Raw genomic sequence first — 17,560 nt, 5'->3', positions numbered from 1 at the left:
TCTTGTCCCCATTTATAAGAGTTTAGTCACACCAAATCATGAAGCACATTCGTAATTTTTCGATTATCGCCCACATCGACCATGGTAAGTCGACCCTATCAGACCGTTTAATCCAAGTATGTGGTGGATTAAGCGACCGTGAAATGGCCGCACAGGTTCTGGACTCCATGGATCTAGAGCGCGAGCGTGGTATCACCATCAAATCACAGAGTGTGACGCTAAACTACACCGCTAAAGATGGTGAAACTTATCAGCTGAACTTCATCGATACTCCGGGACACGTTGACTTCGCATATGAAGTATCACGTTCTCTAGCCGCATGTGAAGGTGCGCTATTGGTTGTTGATGCAGGTCAGGGTGTAGAGGCTCAAACTCTTGCTAACTGTTACACTGCGATCGAAATGGATCTAGAGGTTGTGCCAATCCTCAATAAGATTGACCTTCCTGCTGCAGACCCTGAGCGTGTCGCGGAAGAGATCGAAGAAATCGTTGGTATTGATGCGATGGAAGCGACTCGTTGTAGTGCGAAAACAGGTATCGGTGTTGATGATGTACTTGAGAATATCGTTTCTGCTATTCCGGCACCAGAAGGTGATCCTGAAGCACCACTACAAGCACTGATTATTGACTCGTGGTTTGATAACTACCTCGGTGTCGTTTCTCTGGTTCGTATTAAGAACGGCGAACTGAAGAAGAACGACAAGATCAAAGTGATGAGCACTGGCCAAGTATGGGGTGTGGACCGTCTTGGTATCTTCACACCTAAGCAGGTCGATACAGATATCTTGCGTACAGGTGAAGTAGGCTGGGTTGTCTGTGGTATCAAAGATATCTTAGGCGCGCCAGTGGGCGATACGCTAACGCTAGCTAAACACGGTTGTGATTCTCCATTACCAGGCTTTAAGAAAGTAAAACCTCAGGTATACGCGGGTCTATTCCCAGTATCCTCTGATGACTATGAAAACTTCCGTGACGCGCTAGGTAAACTTAGCCTGAATGATGCGTCTCTGTTCTATGAGCCAGAAAACTCAGCTGCACTTGGTTTTGGCTTCCGTTGTGGCTTCCTTGGTATGCTGCACATGGAAATTATCCAAGAGCGTCTAGAGCGTGAATATGATCTCGATCTGATCACAACAGCGCCAACCGTAGTGTACGAAGTTGAAGAGACCAACGGTAATCTTCTATATGTCGATAGCCCGGCTAAGCTACCTGCTGTTAACGATATCGAAGAAATCCGTGAGCCTATTGCTCGCTGTAATATCCTTGTCCCTTCAGAGTACTTAGGTAACGTAATTACTCTGTGTGTTGAGAAGCGTGGCGTTCAGGTAGATATGGTTTACCACGGTAACCAAGTTGCTGTGACGTACGATATTCCAATGGCAGAAGTGGTATTGGATTTCTTTGACCGCTTGAAGTCGACATCTCGTGGCTACGCCTCGTTGGATTACAACTTCCAACGCTTTGAAGCGTCTAATATGGTTCGTGTTGATGTGCTTCTAAACGGTGACACTGTTGATGCGCTGGCAATGATCACTCACAAGGATCAATCTCAGACTCGTGGTCGTCAGCTGGTTGAGAAGATGAAAGAGTTCATTCCTCGCCAGATGTTTGATATTGCGATTCAGGCGGCAATTGGTAACCACATCATCGCCCGTTCAACCGTTAAGCAGCTACGTAAGAACGTAATTGCGAAATGTTACGGTGGTGACGTGAGCCGTAAGAAGAAACTTCTGAAGAAACAGAAAGAAGGTAAGAAGCGTATGAAGCAGATCGGTAACGTCGAACTGCCTCAAGAAGCGTTCTTAGCGATTCTTCACGTTGGTAAAGACTAGAGTTGAACTATCTGTCACTCTTGTCTGTCATAAGACGGTAGATATTAAAGTAAGTGAAAGGGTTTCGGCTCTTTCACTTTCGTGTTTTTAAGATAAGGGAAGTCAATGGCGAATACATTCTCACTTATTCTAGTCATCGTTACGTTGGTAACGGGGATAGTCTGGACATTAGAGAAGCTGGTATGGGCAAAGAAAAGAGCAGCGAAAGTTGCTGATGTTGAGGCACAAACAAATGGCCTAAACGCGGCAATGGCTGAAAAAGTCAAAGCTCAGCCATGGTGGGTTGAAAATAGTGTTTCTATTTTCCCTGTTATTGCTTTTGTCCTAGTGTTGCGCTCGTTTATTTATGAACCATTTCAAATCCCTTCAGGCTCTATGATGCCAACCCTTCTGGTGGGGGATTTTATTCTGGTTGAAAAGTATGCTTACGGCCTGAAAGATCCAGTGTGGCGCAAACAACTGGTAGAAACCGGTAAGCCAGAGCGTGGTGATATTGTGGTATTCAAATACCCACCACAACCTAATATCGACTACATCAAGCGTGTGGTTGGTTTACCGGGAGACCTTATCCGTTATAACAGCAATAAAGAGCTGTGTATTCAACAAGCTGGGACGTCGGTTTGTGAGCCTGTGAAGCTATCTAACGTTCAAGAAAGTGCGTTTAATGATCGCGGGATCCCGTTGGTGCAACTAGAAGAAAAACTCGGTCCGGTGGAGCACAATATTTTAGTCAATCCGCTCGTACGTAATCCGGTGGAGCAATATTATCCACGTGGTGGTAATAGCGAATGGGTTGTACCACAAGGTCAGTATTTTGTGATGGGTGATAACCGTGATAACAGTGCTGACAGTCGCTACTGGGGTTTTGTTCCAGAAGCTAACCTAGTCGGTAAAGCCGTTGCGATTTGGATCAGCTTTGAATTTGAGCGTGATTCAGACAGCGCGCTACCGTCTTGGATTCCTACTGGTGTGCGTTTTAACCGCATTGGTGGTATTAACTAACTTCTCTTGATGCTTGGAGTTGTAGGTTGCAGCTCCAACTCTTTAGAGAATTAAAAATTAACGAGAGAGTATGAATTCTCCAATATCGAAACTAGAAAAAAAGCTTGGCTACCAATTTGCTGATGCTGAGCTTATCAATTTGGCACTGACTCACCGCAGTGCGAATGGAAAACATAATGAACGTCTTGAGTTTCTGGGCGATTCAATTTTAAGTTTTGTCATTGCTGACGATCTTTATCATCGTTTCCCGAAAGTCAATGAGGGTGACATGAGCCGTATGCGCGCGACTTTGGTTCGCGGCAATACATTGGCAGAGCTTGGACGAGAGTTTGAGCTAGGAGATCACTTAAAATTAGGTCCAGGTGAGTTGAAAAGTGGCGGTTTCCGCCGTGATTCCATTCTGGCTGATGCTGTGGAAGCGATCATTGGTGCTATCTATCTTGATAGCGACATTGAAGTGGTTCGCGGCATTATCCTTAACTGGTACAAAACTCGCCTAGAGGCTATCAAGCCAGGCGTGTCACAAAAAGATCCAAAGACTCGTTTGCAAGAATTCTTGCAAGGACGTCGTAAGCCATTACCGGTCTATACTGTGACTAATATTAAAGGTGAAGCACACAATCAGGAATTTACTGTATCGTGTGAGGTTGCAGGTATTGGACAGCCTGTTATAGGTAAAGGCACCAGCCGCCGCAAGGCAGAGCAAGCGGCTGCTGAAACGGCACTAGAGCAGTTAACAAATGGCTGATAACGAATTTGATATCGATGCATTTTTTGCATCAAACGGTGAGGTAGGCTCACCTGAAAACCAGCACTGTGGCTTTATCGCCATTGTTGGGCGCCCAAATGTGGGTAAATCAACGCTACTGAACAAGATTTTAGGTCAGAAGATCTCGATCACTTCACGTAAGCCACAAACTACACGCCACCGTATTATGGGGGTGGATACTGACGGGGATTACCAAGCAATTTACGTTGATACACCGGGACTTCATATTGAAGAAAAACGTGCGATCAACCGCTTGATGAACCGCGCAGCGAACTCATCATTGAGTGATGTAAACCTTGTTTTCTTCTTAGTCGATGGTACCCATTGGACTAACGATGACGAGATGGTGCTGACTAAACTTCAAAAAGCGAACTTCCCTGTTGTTTTGTGTGTAAACAAAGTGGACAACGTGCAAGATCGCAACGACGTGATGCTGCACATGATGGAGATGTCGAAGAAGATGGAGTTTGTCGATGTCGTGCCTATTTCGGCGAAACATGGCAAAAATATCGACGTTTTACGCAAACATGTTCGTGACCATCTTCCTAAGGCGACTCACCACTTCCCTGAAGAGTATGTGACCGATCGTTCTCAGCGGTTCATGGCTTCTGAGATCGTACGTGAAAAACTGATGCGTTTTACTGGTGAAGAGCTGCCTTATTCAGTTACGGTTGAAATTGAACGCTTCGACTACAACCCGGAAACGGATGGTTTCCATATCAATGCCCTAATTTTGGTTGAACGCAGTGGCCAGAAGAAAATGGTGATTGGTAAAGGCGGTGAAAAGATCAAGACCATTGGTCGAGAAGCGCGTTTAGATATGGAAGAATTATTCGGTCGTAAGGTTTACTTAGAGACTTGGGTCAAAGTGAAATCGGGTTGGGCAGATGACGAACGTGCATTGCGCTCTCTGGGTTACATTGACGATCTATAAGTTAGCGAAAGCGATCCCGTTTCGCTCCGAGCAATATGAGAAAGAGGAGCCAGCAGGCTCCTTTTTTGATCACCCTTGACAAGATTTTTGAGTTTAGTTTATGTCTTCAGAAGGATTACAGCGCTGTTTTGTCTTGCATCGTCGCCCTTACAGCGAGTCGAGCCTGATCCTTGATGTTTTTAGTGAAGAATATGGTCGTCTCACCTTAATGTCGAAAGGGGCACGAAGTAAGCGTTCGAATCTGAAAGGAGCATTACAACCTTTTACGCCCTTATTACTTAAGTGGTCAGGGCAAGGTTCAATGAAGACATTACGCCAAGCTGAGCCGATAAGCCTTGGTTTACCCTTATTTGGCATCAACTTGTACTCTGCTATGTACGTCAATGAGTTAATTGGGCGTGTCTTGGTAGCAGAAGTCCCCATGCCTGCGCTATTTCATGATTATCTCCACGCATTAACTGAACTTGCTCAGTGTGATAACCCAGAGCCAGCACTACGGCGTTTCGAATTGGCATTACTTTCAGCCATGGGGTATGGCGTAGATTTTCTGCACTGTGCTGGTAGTGGTGAACCTGTCGAGCCTGATATGACTTACCGTTATCGTGAGCAAAAAGGGTTTATTGCTTCAGTACGTCGAGATAACTTAACTTTTTATGGTAATGAGCTCATTGCCATCAGTGAGCGCCGTTTTACAACAAAAGAGCAGTTAAAAGCGGCAAAACGCTTTACACGTATGGCACTAAAGCCGTATCTTGGCGGCAAACCACTAAAAAGCCGGGAACTCTTTCTATCCCAGACAAGCATTCCCAACGCAAGGAGTATTGGAAAATGAGCTCAATTTATCTAGGTGTGAACATCGATCATATTGCGACGCTGCGTAATGCGCGTGGTACTAAATATCCTGATCCTGTACATGCGGCTGAAATTGCTGAACGTGCAGGTGCTGATGGGATCACGATTCATTTACGTGAAGATCGTCGTCATATTCTGGACCGTGATGTGCGCATTTTACGAGAAACGCTTCAAACGCGAATGAATTTGGAAATGGCCGTGACGGATGAAATGGTTGAGATTGCACTCAATACTAAGCCTGAATATGTGTGTTTAGTTCCTGAGAAGCGTGAGGAACTAACAACAGAAGGTGGCCTTGATGTTGTTGGTCAGCTTGAGAAAGTGAAAGTGGCAACACAAAAGCTGACTGATGCGGGGATTAAAGTTTCTCTATTTATTGATGCGGATCGTGAGCAAATCGATGCAGCTAAAGCTTGTGGTGCACCATTTATTGAGCTTCACACAGGTCATTACGCAGATGCCGAAACAGAAGAAGATCAGCAAGATGAACTCAAAAAAATCGCTGCTGGTGCTAGTTATGCAGCGGATCAAGGGATCACGGTAAACGCAGGTCATGGCTTGACCTACCACAATGTAGCAGCGATTGCGGCTATTCCAGAGATCTTTGAACTGAACATTGGCCACTCTATTATCGGTCGTGCTGTATTCGATGGCCTAGCAAAAGCCGTGACGGACATGAAAGCGATCATGGAAGCGGCGCGTAAATAAGTATGGCGATTGTAGGTTTAGGGACGGATATTGCTGAAATTGAACGTGTAGAGAAAGCGCTCAATCGCTCTGGAGAGGCGTTTGCAGAACGCATTCTTGCTCAACCTGAATTGGAGAGCTTTCGAGCGCTCAAACAGCAGTCTCGTTATCTGGCTAAACGCTTTGCAGCCAAAGAGGCGGCATCTAAAGCTTTAGGAACGGGGATTGCTCATGGTGTGAGCTTTCATGACTTTATTATTTCCAATGATGAACATGGTAAGCCACTTCTGACACTTTCAGGTAAAGCGCTTGAGTTATCACAGCAAATGCAAATATCCAGTATTCATCTATCCATCTCAGATGAACGTCGCTATGCAGTAGCGACGGTCATCTTTGAAAAATAAGCGGCTATGAGCCGCTTATTTTTTAGATTTCTTGTGCCATGATGGCAAAACTACGATCAGCGGCTTCCAAGGTCGCGTCGATTTCTTTACTGCCGTGAGCTAAAGAGGTAAAGCTCGCCTCAAAGGCTGAAGGCGCAAGGTATACACCGTGATCAAGCATCAGGTGGAAGAAGCGCTTAAAGCGCTCAACATCGCACTTCGTCACGTCTTCATAGCACGTAATACGTTCTTGATCAGTAAAGAAGAAACCGAACATACCACCCACTTGATTTACTAGTAATGGGATGCCGTGCTTATCGGCGAGTTCTTTGAAGCCATCGGCAAGTTGTTTGGTTTTAGCGGCGAGGCGTTTTTCGTTGCCTTCTTCTTTCAACAGATTCAGACACGCGTAACCTGCAGCCATTGCAACAGGGTTACCTGAAAGCGTCCCAGCTTGGTATACCGGACCTGTTGGAGCAATATACTGCATCACTTCTTTACGGCCGCCAAATGCGCCTACAGGCATGCCGCCACCGATCACTTTACCAAGCGTAGTGAGATCAGGCTTGATGTTGTAGTGACCTTGAGCGCAGCCAAGTGCTACGCGGAATCCAGTCATGACTTCATCAAAAATCAAAAGTGCGCCTTCTTGATCACAGATTTCACGCAGACCTTCGTGGAAGCCTTCTACTGGTGGGATACAGTTCATGTTGCCCGCTACAGGCTCAACGATGATACAAGCAATTTCCCCTTTATTGGCGGCAAACAATTCACGCACTGAGTCAAGATCGTTATATGTTGCAGTTAACGTGTACTTGGCAAAGTCGGCTGGTACGCCAGGAGAGCTTGGTTGACCCAGTGTGAGTGCACCGGAGCCTGCTTTTACTAAAAGACTGTCGGCGTGTCCGTGGTAACAGCCTTCAAACTTGATGATTTTGTCGCGGCCTGTATAACCACGAGCTAATCGGATTGCGCTCATGGTAGCTTCTGTACCCGAGCTCACCATACGAACTTGTTCCATAGAAGGGACTAATTCAGAAACCAGTTCCGCCATTACAATTTCCATTTCGGTCGGCGCACCAAAACTTAATCCACGTTGAGCAGCATCAATCACCGCTTCACGAATAACCGCGTGGTTGTGACCAAGGATCATTGGACCCCAAGAGCCAACATAATCAATGTACGCTTTACCATCAGCATCGAAAACCAATGGGCCATCAGCTCGTTCAATAAAAATTGGCGAACCACCCACACCATTGAAAGCACGCACTGGAGAATTAACACCACCCGGAATGGTCTGCTGCGCTTTTTGATAGAGTTCTGCTGATTTGGTCATTGAAATATCCTCTTTTGATTGCTCGGACCAAGTTGGCGGGCATTGTACCTGTCACAGCCGTTGCGAGAAACGTTTTGCACCACATTCTGGTCACTTTCCTCGCGATTATTGGCAAATTAACAGAAAAGTTAGTCTATTTTGCTTAAGAAGATGGTGAATACTTGAACGCTTCGGTCAGGTATTAGATAATCAGTCGGTATATTTAGAAAGAGATCCCCTGCGGTGGATGAAATCATCCTCCAACAGACAGGTAGACACCAGTGAGAGAGGTCGTAGTGAGCGAAGTAAATATCCCATTAACTTTTTCAGACGCTGCAGCAAGTCGTGTGAAAATGCTGATTGCAGAGGAAGAGAATCCTGAGCTAAAGCTACGTGTATATATCACCGGTGGTGGTTGCAGTGGTTTTCAATACGGTTTTACCTTTGATGAAAACGTCAATGAAGGTGACATGACGATTGAAAATTGCGGCGTAACCTTAGTGGTTGACCCAATGAGTTTACAATACTTGATTGGTGGAGAAGTGGATTATACCGAAGGTCTAGAGGGCTCCCGCTTTTTTGTGAACAACCCAAATGCGACAACCACTTGTGGTTGTGGTGCATCCTTTAGCGTTTAAGCACTTTTGATGATTGATAAGCCGCGTGATGAACGCGGCTTTTTTATATCACGAAACCTTAAAATTGAGACATAGGTGAATTGCTAGATGGCAAGCATAAGCGTACTTTATACAATGATTGCATAAATAATAATCAGGAAGCATAGACGCAGTATTTCTCACGGTCTTCGTTTGTGTGTACAAAGGAATGTTATGTCTAGATTGTCTATTTTTCAGCAGTTGGCGCTGCGGCCATACCTCATCTCTATCATCCTCATCACGTTCTTATCACTCTGGTTAGGGTTTGGCTCCTTACAGGCGGAAGAAACGCCAGTTAAAGAAGCGGAACAAGAAATCCCCTTAGCTAAAGTGGCTTATCAAACCTTTGTCGCTGAGCCGACATTTAAGAAAATTGATCTCTATGGTCGGACGGCTCCGGATAAGCTGGCCCGTTTAGGGGCAGAGTTTGCTGGAAAAATTCAGCAGTTAATGGTGGATAAAGGTCAGAGCGTTAAGCAAGGTCAAGTCATTGCCGTGATCGACAAAGGTGATCTGCCGATGCAGCTTGAACGGGCTCAGGCGATGCTAAAAGTTCGTGAGAAAGAGTTTAAAGCCGCTCAGTCGCTGAAAAATAAAGGCTTGCAAGGAGAGGTTGCTTTTTCAACGGCGCAGGCGGCGTTGGTTGAAGCTAAAGCGATGGTTAGCAATGCGAAGCTGGCATTGCGTAATACCCAAATTAAAGCACCGTTTAATGGCATTGTGGATCACCTGTTCATCGAAACGGGAGATTTTGTTGGTGTTGGCGATCCTGTCGCGCGGTTAATTGATTTGAACAAAGTGGTGATTGAGGCGGATGTGAGTGAGCGACATATCCAGAACCTAGTACCGGCACAAGCCGCTCAAGTCAGGTTTATTGATGGAAAAACGGTGCAAGGGACTCTTCGTTATATTTCGCGAGTTTCATCAGTATCGACCAATACGTTTCCTATCGAAATTGAAATAGATAACCCAGAACAACGCATTCCTGCAGGGATCAGTGCAGAAGTTGAACTCAACTTGCAAAGCAAACTTGCAGTCAAAGTTACCCCTGCGATGCTAGCGCTGGACGAGTCGGGTAACCTTGGTGTTAAAACACTTCAAAGCGACCAGGTGCATTTTGTGCCTATTCAACTGGTAAAAGCTGAGCAAGATGGAGTGTGGTTGACTGGACTCGGTGAGCAAGTGGATATCATTACCACCGGACAAGGCTTTGTACGTGATGGTGATAGCGTCATCGCGATTAAGCAAGCCAACTAGGAGGGCGTATGTATTCAGTCATTGATGCGGCGTTATCGCGCACTCGTACAATGGTCACGCTACTTATCTTTATTTTGATTGCTGGTATTGGTACTTACATCACCATACCTAAAGAATCGAGTCCTGATATTACGATCCCCATTATTTATGTTTCTGTGGGACACCAAGGGATCTCTCCAATTGATGCAGAGCGGTTGCTTGTTCGACCTATTGAACAAGAACTTCGCTCAATTGAAGGAGTGAAAGAGATGAAGGCTACGGCAGCAGAGGGGCACGCTTCTGTAATGCTGGAGTTTTCGGTTGGCGTGGATCTGGACAAGGCGATGGCGGATGTGCGGGAAGCGGTTGATCTTGCTAAGCCAAGGTTGCCTGCTGATAGCGATGAACCAACAGTGAATGAGGTGACTTTAGCTTCTGAAGAGCCTGCACTGTCAGTGGTACTGTATGGTACCGTGCCGGAACGCACCATTGTGCAGATCGCACGTCAGTTACGCGATAAGTTGGAAAGCTATCGTCAAATCCTGGAAGTTGATATTGCCGGGGATCGGGAAGACATCGTCGAAATCATCGTTGATCCATTATTGATGGAAAGCTACGGGCTGGATCAAGGTGATATCTACAATTTGATTGCGTTGAATAACCGAGTTGTGGCTGCTGGGTTTGTGGACACGGGGTATGGACGTTTCTCGGTAAAAGTACCGTCGGTATTTGATTCTTTGAAAGACGTACTTGAATTGCCAGTGAAGGTTGATGGCAAGCAAGTGATTACATTTGGAGATGTCGCCACGGTAAGACGGGCATTTCGAGATCCTGAGAGCTTTGCACGCTTAGATGGGAAATCAGCCGTTGTGCTTGATGTGAAAAAGCGTGCTGGTGAAAACAGTATTGAGACGGTTGAACTGATTAAGGCGGTGTTAGAGGAAGCGCAACAGCGTCCAGAATGGCCAAATAACTTGTTGATCAAATACACTTGGGATCAATCCAAAGATGTCAAGATGATGCTCAATGATCTACAGAACAATATTCTGTCAGCCATTATTTTAGTGGTGATCGTTATTATTGCGATTCTTGGCTTGAGAACTGCGGCGTTGGTGGGTATCTCGATCCCTGGTTCTTTTCTTACGGGACTATTGGTTCTTTCGGTCTTTGGGTTAACGGTCAATATAGTGGTGCTGTTTTCGTTAATCATGGCGGTAGGAATGCTGGTGGACGGTGCCATTGTTGTCACCGAATTTGCGGACCGGCGAATGCAAGAGGGCACGCTTCGGCGTGACGCTTATCGTGATGCAGCAAAACGTATGGCTTGGCCTATTACCGCTTCTACCGCCACTACGTTAGCGGCATTTGCCCCGTTGCTATTCTGGCCCGATATCACGGGTGAGTTTATGAAATACTTGCCACTGACCTTAATCGCAACCTTATCCGCTTCACTGTTAATGGCTTTGCTATTTGTTCCAGTATTAGGTGGGCTCATTGGGCGGCCGCAAAATGTGAATGCGACCAACCGGACTATGATGGTCGCACTTCATAATGGTGATTTTTCCCAAGCCACTGGGATCACAAAGCTTTATTACCATACGTTAGATATCGCCCTTCGCCATCCTTGGAAAATTTTGCTCAGCGCGATTTTGTTAGCTGCTGGGGTCGGAGGCACTTATTACAAAGCAGGTTTGGGGGCTGAGTTTTTCCCTGAAGTGGATCCGCCATTTTTTACTGTGAAAGTGCGCTCTTATGGTGATCTCTCTATCAATGAAAAAGATGTGATCATGCGAGAGATTGAACAAGTGATGCTTGGTCATGATGAATTTGAAAGTGTTTATACCCGCACGGGTGGCAATGATGAAATTGGTCAAATCCAAATTACCCCTGTGGACTGGCAATATCGTCGCAAGGTGAAAGCGATCATTGATGAGTTAAAGCAGAGCACGGATCAATTCGCTGGTGTCGAAATTGAGTACAAATTCCCGGATGCTGGGCCTCCTGTCGAACACGATCTGGTGATTGAGATGTCAACGAGGCAATCACACGAGCAACTCGATATGGCTGCGAAGGTAGTGCGGCATTGGGCAGACAATAACCCTGCGTTTGAAAACATCAGTGATAGCAGTAGTAAAGAAGGGATCGACTGGCAAATTGATATCCGCCGCGATGATGCTTCTCGATTTGCCGCTGATGCAACAACGGTTGGCAATACGGTTCAATTCGTGACTAATGGGTTGAAAATCGGTGATTATTTACCGGATGATGCAACCGAAGAAGTGGATATTTTGGTCCGTTATCCAGAGGATAAGCGTGATATTGGTCGCTTTGATGAGCTACGAGTGAAAACAGCAGCGGGGATGGTTCCTATCACGAACTTTGCCCGCATTGTACCTGAACAAAAACAAGACATGATTCAGCGTGTCGATGGCCATCGAGTCATCAATATCATGGCAGACATACAAGAAGGGTATAACTTAGCGTTGGAATTACCGCGTATTGAGCAGGCGCTATCTGAGCTCGATTTACCTGCGGGAGTTGAGTTTAAAATCCGTGGTCAAAATGAAGAGCAGGAAAACTCACAGGCCTTTTTGATGAATGCATTTGTAGTAGCGCTGGTGGTGATGGCGCTGATTTTGATCACTCAATTTAATAGCTTTTATCAGTCGTTTTTGATTTTAAGTGCGGTGTTGTTTTCTACCGTCGGCGTGTTTGCGGGTTTATTGATTTTCCAGAAACCATTTGGCGTCATCATGTCTGGTATTGGGGTAATCTCTCTGGCGGGTATTGTGGTGAATAACAATATTGTCTTGATTGACACCTATAACCAGCTGTGCAAAAGAGGATTAGATAAGCGTGAGGCGATCCTGCGTACTGGCGTGCAGCGTTTAAGGCCTGTTTTACTAACTACGGTGACTACGATCCTTGGGCTGCTGCCGATGGTGCTCGAAGTGAACATTGACCTGATCAATCAGAAGATTGAATTTGGCGCTCCAAGTACACAATGGTGGTCCCAGCTAGCAACTGCAGTAGCGGGTGGGCTCGCTTTTGCGACATTGTTGACCTTAGTGCTGACCCCATGTTTGTTGATGTTAGGGAGTCAGCATCAACTCGAAGCAGAGGATGAGAAAGCCAAAGTTATCGCAGAGTCTTAAATTGGTTTATTGAGTTTCTGGATCAATATTAATTTTCTTCCTAACTACTTCACATAATAGAAAGCCCGCTTAATGTCGCGGGCTTTTTTGTTTGAAGTGAATCTTTTAGCTAGTCAGAAGATGCTGAAGCTTATCCCTTAAAGACTCGATATGTGTGCGCTCAGGACCTTGCTCTTTACAGTGTTCAAGGATGTAGTCCAATGAACTTAAAACGGTTCGCCAGCGTGGCGTTTTAGGAAGTGTCTCGACCCGTAAGTATTTATCTAACGTTCGAGTTTGAAGCGTACTTCGATCAAGATACACGCGCCATAGTCCGCTTTGTTCAGCAAAAGCAAATTTACTTTGCCCAGTTACGCTTTCCCAGTAATTGAGAGCGCTGGTCATTGCATCAACCAAGACTTCACGCATGATGTCGTGTTTAGACTGGCTTTCTCCGGAAACCTTATCGGCAAGGCGGGTAAATTCTCCCCCTAGCTCTTTCAGTTGTTGTAATTTCGCTTTGTCTCCTTCAAAAGCAAAACTAGACAGTGCTTCAATAGCGGTTTCTAAATTATGGATGCGCGCAACATTAACCCCACCACCAACATTAAAGATGTACATTAATTTTAGGTCTGCGCCTTCAGGCAGTCTGAGTATATCGGCAGAGACATGTTGGCGCACATCTTCAACGTATATATCGATGTTGCCGCAGTAGTGCTCCTGCTCGACATTGAGGAACTTAGGCGCAATGATTTCATCCGCTCGTGACCGTTTAAGCTGCTCAGGACTACGACGGAATAGGCGCGATGCAGCCTCGTTAACAAATCGAATCTTATTGTCGTCTCGGATACAAACAATCGCTTCAGGGGCGGACTCGAGTTGCTCTAGCAGTCTGCCTTGCGTTTCAAGCAAGCTGGCTTCTACGATAGCGCGTTGTTTCAACTCGTTTTGCAGTTGTTGATTTTCAATACGTCGTAGTTCTGCCTTACTGGCTGTCAGGTGAGCGGTGATACGAGCGGCAAGTTCACGCTTATTAAACGGTTTGGTGAGGTAATCATTCGCCCCTGCTTCAAAGCCACGAATGCGATCATCTGGCTGGTTTAGAGCCGTGAGCATGATAACTGGTAATTGAGAGTGATCGTATTTTTCACGTAAGGTCGTACAGACCTGATAGCCGCTGAGTCCGGGCATCATGATGTCTAACAGAAGCAGCTCAGGTTTCTCTTGTTCAATGATATCGAGCGCCTCATGACCATCTTTCGCAGTGCGAACGCGGTATCCTTCAAGGCGCAAGAAACTGTCCAAAACTCTTAAATTGACTGGTTCATCATCTGCCACCAGCAGTAATGGACCATCAGGATTCTCAGGTAGGCAATTCGTTTCTTGGATTTCGATATCACCAACATCGGGAGCTCGGAAGTGCGAGGCTTCACTGTGGCTTGCTTGAATGATTTGTTCTTCGCTCGCCAGAGGAAGGGTAAAGCTAAAGGTGGTTCCAACCATAGGTTGGCTACTGACATAAAGAGAGCCGTCCATCAGTTCAATCAGTTGTCGGCTGATTGAAAGTCCAAGCCCCGCGCCTTGACGGTAACGGCTGGTATCATGACCCGCTTGGATTAATGGTTCAAAAATATGTTCGAGTTGCTCTGCTGGTATACCTTGGCCAGTATCAACCACTTGTACGCGGATCTTGTCATCAACAACGTTTGCTGAAATAACAATTTTTCCTTCGCTGGTGTATTTAATCGCGTTACCAACTAGGTTGTACAGCACCTGCTCTAGGCGTTGCGGATCGGCAGAAACCCAAACGGTCTCGCTAGCAACTTGATTGATAATACGAATAGGTTTGCTGCCAAGAAGGTGAGAAGAAAGTTCCAATACCAAGCGTGTGGCACTTGCAAGGTCAACGGCACTTGTTTGAATATCCAAGTTACCATAACGCATTTTATGGTAATCCAACAGATCATCAACGAGCGTTGCGAGACGTTGGCCACTACTGATAATGATGTCGAGTTGATACTTATGATCTGCCGTGATTGGGCCATTTGCTCCAGAGACTAAAGCTTCAGCGATCCCAACCATGCCGTGTAATGGTGTTCTTAACTCATGAGATGTGGTTGCAAGAAATTCGTCTTTGAGTTTGTTTGCTAATTGCAGCTCTTCATTTTGTTTCTGGATTAGCTTGAGGTTGCTTTCAAGCTCCCCATTTTGCTCTTTAATTAGCTGCATTTTCTCGCGAATAGAGCGTTGCATACGCTCAAAACTGACCGCTAGGCGGCCAATTTCATCTTTGCGATCTGTGTTGATCATATCCGCTTCAAGATCACCCGCGGAGACCTTTTCCGCCGCCCAAGTGAGTTTGAGGAGTGGGGAGGTAATGAAATTCGAGAGATAATGTGAGGCGATCACAACGATAACAATAGCGACCAACATTGCGAAGATGAAGAGGGTTTCAAGCTGATGCACACGGGCAAATGCTTCTTTTTCTGGCACCTCAACAACCAAAGCCCAATTCTCACCCTTAAAGGAAATTGGACTGTACGCTGCAATCGTATCTTCACCAACGGTATTGGTATAAGTGCCAAAGGCGGTGGAGCCTTGGAGAGCCAGATTGATCACCTCTGCACTTTTGTCGATATCCGTTTGCTCATGGGCTAATGTTCTGGAGCGATGATCACTTCCGACCAACAAGGTGCGCATTTGCGATGTTTGACTACTGTCTGCGATCAGCTTAGTGATGGCGTTATTTGGCAAACGGAACATTGCGTAACTGTGTAGGTAGCCTTGTTGAATGATTGGGGCACCAAGCCAAGCAACCATTTTGCCTTGTTCTGGAGAGAAGTCTGAAATCACCACTGGCGTGTAGTCTTCATTACTTCTGCGTTTCTCTGCAACTTGATCTTTGAGCTTTTGGAAAGTTTTACCTAAGTTGGCATCTTTATATTTACCATTAAGCAGGTTAGTACCGTAGTTATCGTATTTATAAATGGAGTAGGTCACGTTGCCGTCACGGTCAACTAGCAAGATGTCGTCAAAATCAGAGCGCTTTAATAGCTCCAAATAGGCCCAATGATAACGTTTGTGCAGCAGACGATACCGCTCTGAGGCATTGTACTCTGTTGACTGAGGCAAAATTGACGTTTTAATTTTATCGCCAGAGCCGGGAATATAACGTTTTTGTGCGTATTGACGAGCTTCTTCAATGGTAAGTCCTAAGTTTCTGAATGCATTGACTAAGCCATAAAAATGCCCACCACTTGCGGTTGCAAGCTCAGAGCGCACAAATCCCATCACCTCTGACTCTTTTGAAAATAGATAGTCAACGACTTGTTGTTTTTTGCTATCGCGAACCGAAACAAGGTGGGAGGTACTTTGTTCTTGCAGATCTTTACTGTGTGACTGCAAAAAGAACAGAGCAATGACAGTCAGTGGGGTTATGCTCAAAACTAAAAACGCCAGCATTAGGGTGTTCTGCAAACGTTTAAATCTTTGTTTTCTATACAACTTGAACATGATTCAGTCTAACTTTCCGTGAGAAACGACGTTAAAACGCGTCAAAATAAAATGGAGTAATCCTAAAGTGACAAAATTAACGAGTTTTTTTACTTTGACAAGTAAGTAGACGGTAAAGCGTGTGAAGTAGCGCAAACTTTTTGTGTGATTTGGTAAATTTGCCCAATAATCGAAGCATTATCGGGCAAGAGGTCTATTTTTGAGCGTGGTAGATAGCGAACTTGTTGGTCTTATTTAACGTCGCACAATTACCAAACGCTTGATTGATGATAGGTGGGTATTTGAGGAAGCTATTTGCCACAATAAATAACTGGCCAGCAGCACTTTGATGTTTCGGTGCATTGGCGAGTAGTGACTCGGTGGCGCTGTAGCTGGTATCAAGCCCTGAATGAAAAGGAGGATTACTGATGATAAATTGGTAATCATCTGCACAATCTGAATAAACGTCTGATGCAAAGACTCGGCCTGACAGACCATTGGCAGCTAAGGTCGCTTGACTTGAAGCCACGGCAAGGGCGCTGATATCACACATCTCAAGCTCTATTGATGGATTTAACGTTGCCATCACTGCTCCGATAACGCCTGCACCACAACCAAAATCAAGCACTTTTCCATTGAGTTTTGGCAAGGTATCTAATAGGAGTTTACTGCCCACATCAAATTCACCATGGCTAAAGACGCCTGGTAAGCTATGAATGTGCAGGGTGTTGTCTTGGTATTGAACTTGGTAGTGTTTAAACCACTCTTCTAAATGAAAGGGTGCTGGCTCATTGGTGCACTGCCCCCAATAAAATGAACAGCGTCTGGCTGAGTCGTATTTATTGATAGGGCCGTACTGAGCAAACATTTTCTCGATGCTTTTTACGCCAGAACGGTTTTCACCCACGACGACGATTTCCGTATTCTGGCCTAATTTTGCCATTAACATGGCCAATAGATATTCTGCTTCTGCTTTTGCTTTCGGCCAATAAAGCAAAACCATATCTGCTTGAGAGTCGCCATCAAATGCTGCACCGAAATGGCAATTCAACTGAGAGTAAGCACTAACTTGACGGTAGTAACCGTAATTGGTGGTGAAAATGCTGACAGACTCACAGTGTTTCGTTAGCTCAAGCGGGAAGAGATCTTCCGCTTCACCAGCGACCAACACATGTTTTCCTTCAAAATAAGCAAGTTGGCGTTCAGTAATTTGACTGGGGGCGATATAGGCAGACATAGCATGCTCAGTAAATACAAAAGAGGGAGGA

Annotated in this window: 13 protein-coding genes; 10 read left to right on the top strand and 3 right to left on the bottom strand. The window is 45.6% G+C overall.

Translation table 11 applies throughout. The features are described 5' to 3' along the window. Positions 1-38: 38 nt before the first annotated feature. From lepA to acpS, 7 genes are all read left to right on the top strand, one after another. The gene (gene lepA / locus ACQEXS_RS16630) at positions 39-1,832 is read left to right on the top strand and encodes a translation elongation factor 4 (RefSeq protein ID WP_367988173.1); all 1,794 of its coding nucleotides are present in this window, start codon (positions 39-41) and stop codon (positions 1,830-1,832) included. A 105-nt stretch (positions 1,833-1,937) separates the two neighbouring features. Continuing rightward, on the top strand, positions 1,938-2,834 hold the full coding sequence (lepB, locus tag ACQEXS_RS16625) for a signal peptidase I (protein ID WP_427014566.1): 897 nt from the start codon (positions 1,938-1,940) through the stop codon (positions 2,832-2,834). A gap of 70 nt (positions 2,835-2,904) precedes the next feature. Next, entirely contained in the window at positions 2,905-3,582 is a 678-nt protein-coding gene (gene rnc, locus ACQEXS_RS16620) for a ribonuclease III (RefSeq protein WP_367988175.1), read from the top strand. Next, positions 3,575-4,537 (top strand): GTPase Era, encoded by a 963-nt coding sequence (gene era, locus ACQEXS_RS16615; protein ID WP_427014565.1) that lies wholly within the window; start codon positions 3,575-3,577, stop codon positions 4,535-4,537. Before rnc ends, era begins: the two co-directional genes overlap by 8 nt. A gap of 100 nt (positions 4,538-4,637) precedes the next feature. After that, positions 4,638-5,369 (top strand): DNA repair protein RecO, encoded by a 732-nt coding sequence (gene recO, locus ACQEXS_RS16610; protein ID WP_367988177.1) that lies wholly within the window; start codon positions 4,638-4,640, stop codon positions 5,367-5,369. After that, a complete protein-coding gene (gene pdxJ, locus ACQEXS_RS16605) occupies positions 5,366-6,097 on the top strand; it encodes a pyridoxine 5'-phosphate synthase (protein ID WP_427014564.1) in 732 nt (243 codons plus the stop codon). The genes recO and pdxJ overlap by 4 nt, the downstream gene beginning before the upstream one ends. A gap of 2 nt (positions 6,098-6,099) precedes the next feature. Then, the gene (acpS, locus tag ACQEXS_RS16600) at positions 6,100-6,480 is read left to right on the top strand and encodes a holo-ACP synthase (RefSeq protein WP_367988179.1); all 381 of its coding nucleotides are present in this window, start codon (positions 6,100-6,102) and stop codon (positions 6,478-6,480) included. A gap of 22 nt (positions 6,481-6,502) precedes the next feature. Here acpS and hemL read toward each other — a convergent pair whose 3' ends face one another. After that, the gene (gene hemL, locus ACQEXS_RS16595) at positions 6,503-7,795 is read right to left on the bottom strand and encodes a glutamate-1-semialdehyde 2,1-aminomutase (RefSeq protein ID WP_427014563.1); all 1,293 of its coding nucleotides are present in this window, start codon (positions 7,793-7,795) and stop codon (positions 6,503-6,505) included. 275 nt (positions 7,796-8,070) lie between these two features. Here hemL and erpA point away from each other — a divergent pair, with 275 nt between their 5' ends. The 3 genes from erpA to ACQEXS_RS16580 all read left to right on the top strand — a co-directional run bounded on the left by erpA (position 8,071) and on the right by ACQEXS_RS16580 (position 12,821). Then, a complete protein-coding gene (gene erpA / locus ACQEXS_RS16590) occupies positions 8,071-8,412 on the top strand; it encodes an iron-sulfur cluster insertion protein ErpA (protein ID WP_367988181.1) in 342 nt (113 codons plus the stop codon). 192 nt (positions 8,413-8,604) lie between these two features. Beyond that, a complete protein-coding gene (locus ACQEXS_RS16585) occupies positions 8,605-9,687 on the top strand; it encodes an efflux RND transporter periplasmic adaptor subunit (protein ID WP_427014562.1) in 1,083 nt (360 codons plus the stop codon). Positions 9,688-9,695: 8 nt separating this feature from the next. After that, positions 9,696-12,821, top strand: coding sequence for an efflux RND transporter permease subunit (locus ACQEXS_RS16580; RefSeq protein WP_427014561.1), 3,126 nt, complete (start codon positions 9,696-9,698; stop codon positions 12,819-12,821). A gap of 105 nt (positions 12,822-12,926) precedes the next feature. Here the strand turns inward: ACQEXS_RS16580 and ACQEXS_RS16575 are convergent, their stop codons facing one another. Continuing rightward, positions 12,927-16,313, bottom strand: coding sequence for a response regulator (locus tag ACQEXS_RS16575; protein WP_427014560.1), 3,387 nt, complete (start codon positions 16,311-16,313; stop codon positions 12,927-12,929). A 193-nt stretch (positions 16,314-16,506) separates the two neighbouring features. Then, complete coding sequence (gene rsmC, locus ACQEXS_RS16570) at positions 16,507-17,529, bottom strand: 16S rRNA (guanine(1207)-N(2))-methyltransferase RsmC (protein ID WP_427014559.1); 1,023 nt, start codon at positions 17,527-17,529, stop codon at positions 16,507-16,509. Positions 17,530-17,560: the final 31 nt, after the last annotated feature.

Origin of the sequence: Vibrio sp. TRT 17S01 (assembly GCF_050113695.1) — a bacterium.
Lineage (GTDB): Bacteria > Pseudomonadota > Gammaproteobacteria > Enterobacterales > Vibrionaceae > Vibrio.
Note: the sequence above shows the minus strand (reverse complement) of the source record. Positions and strands in the feature narration are given on the sequence as shown.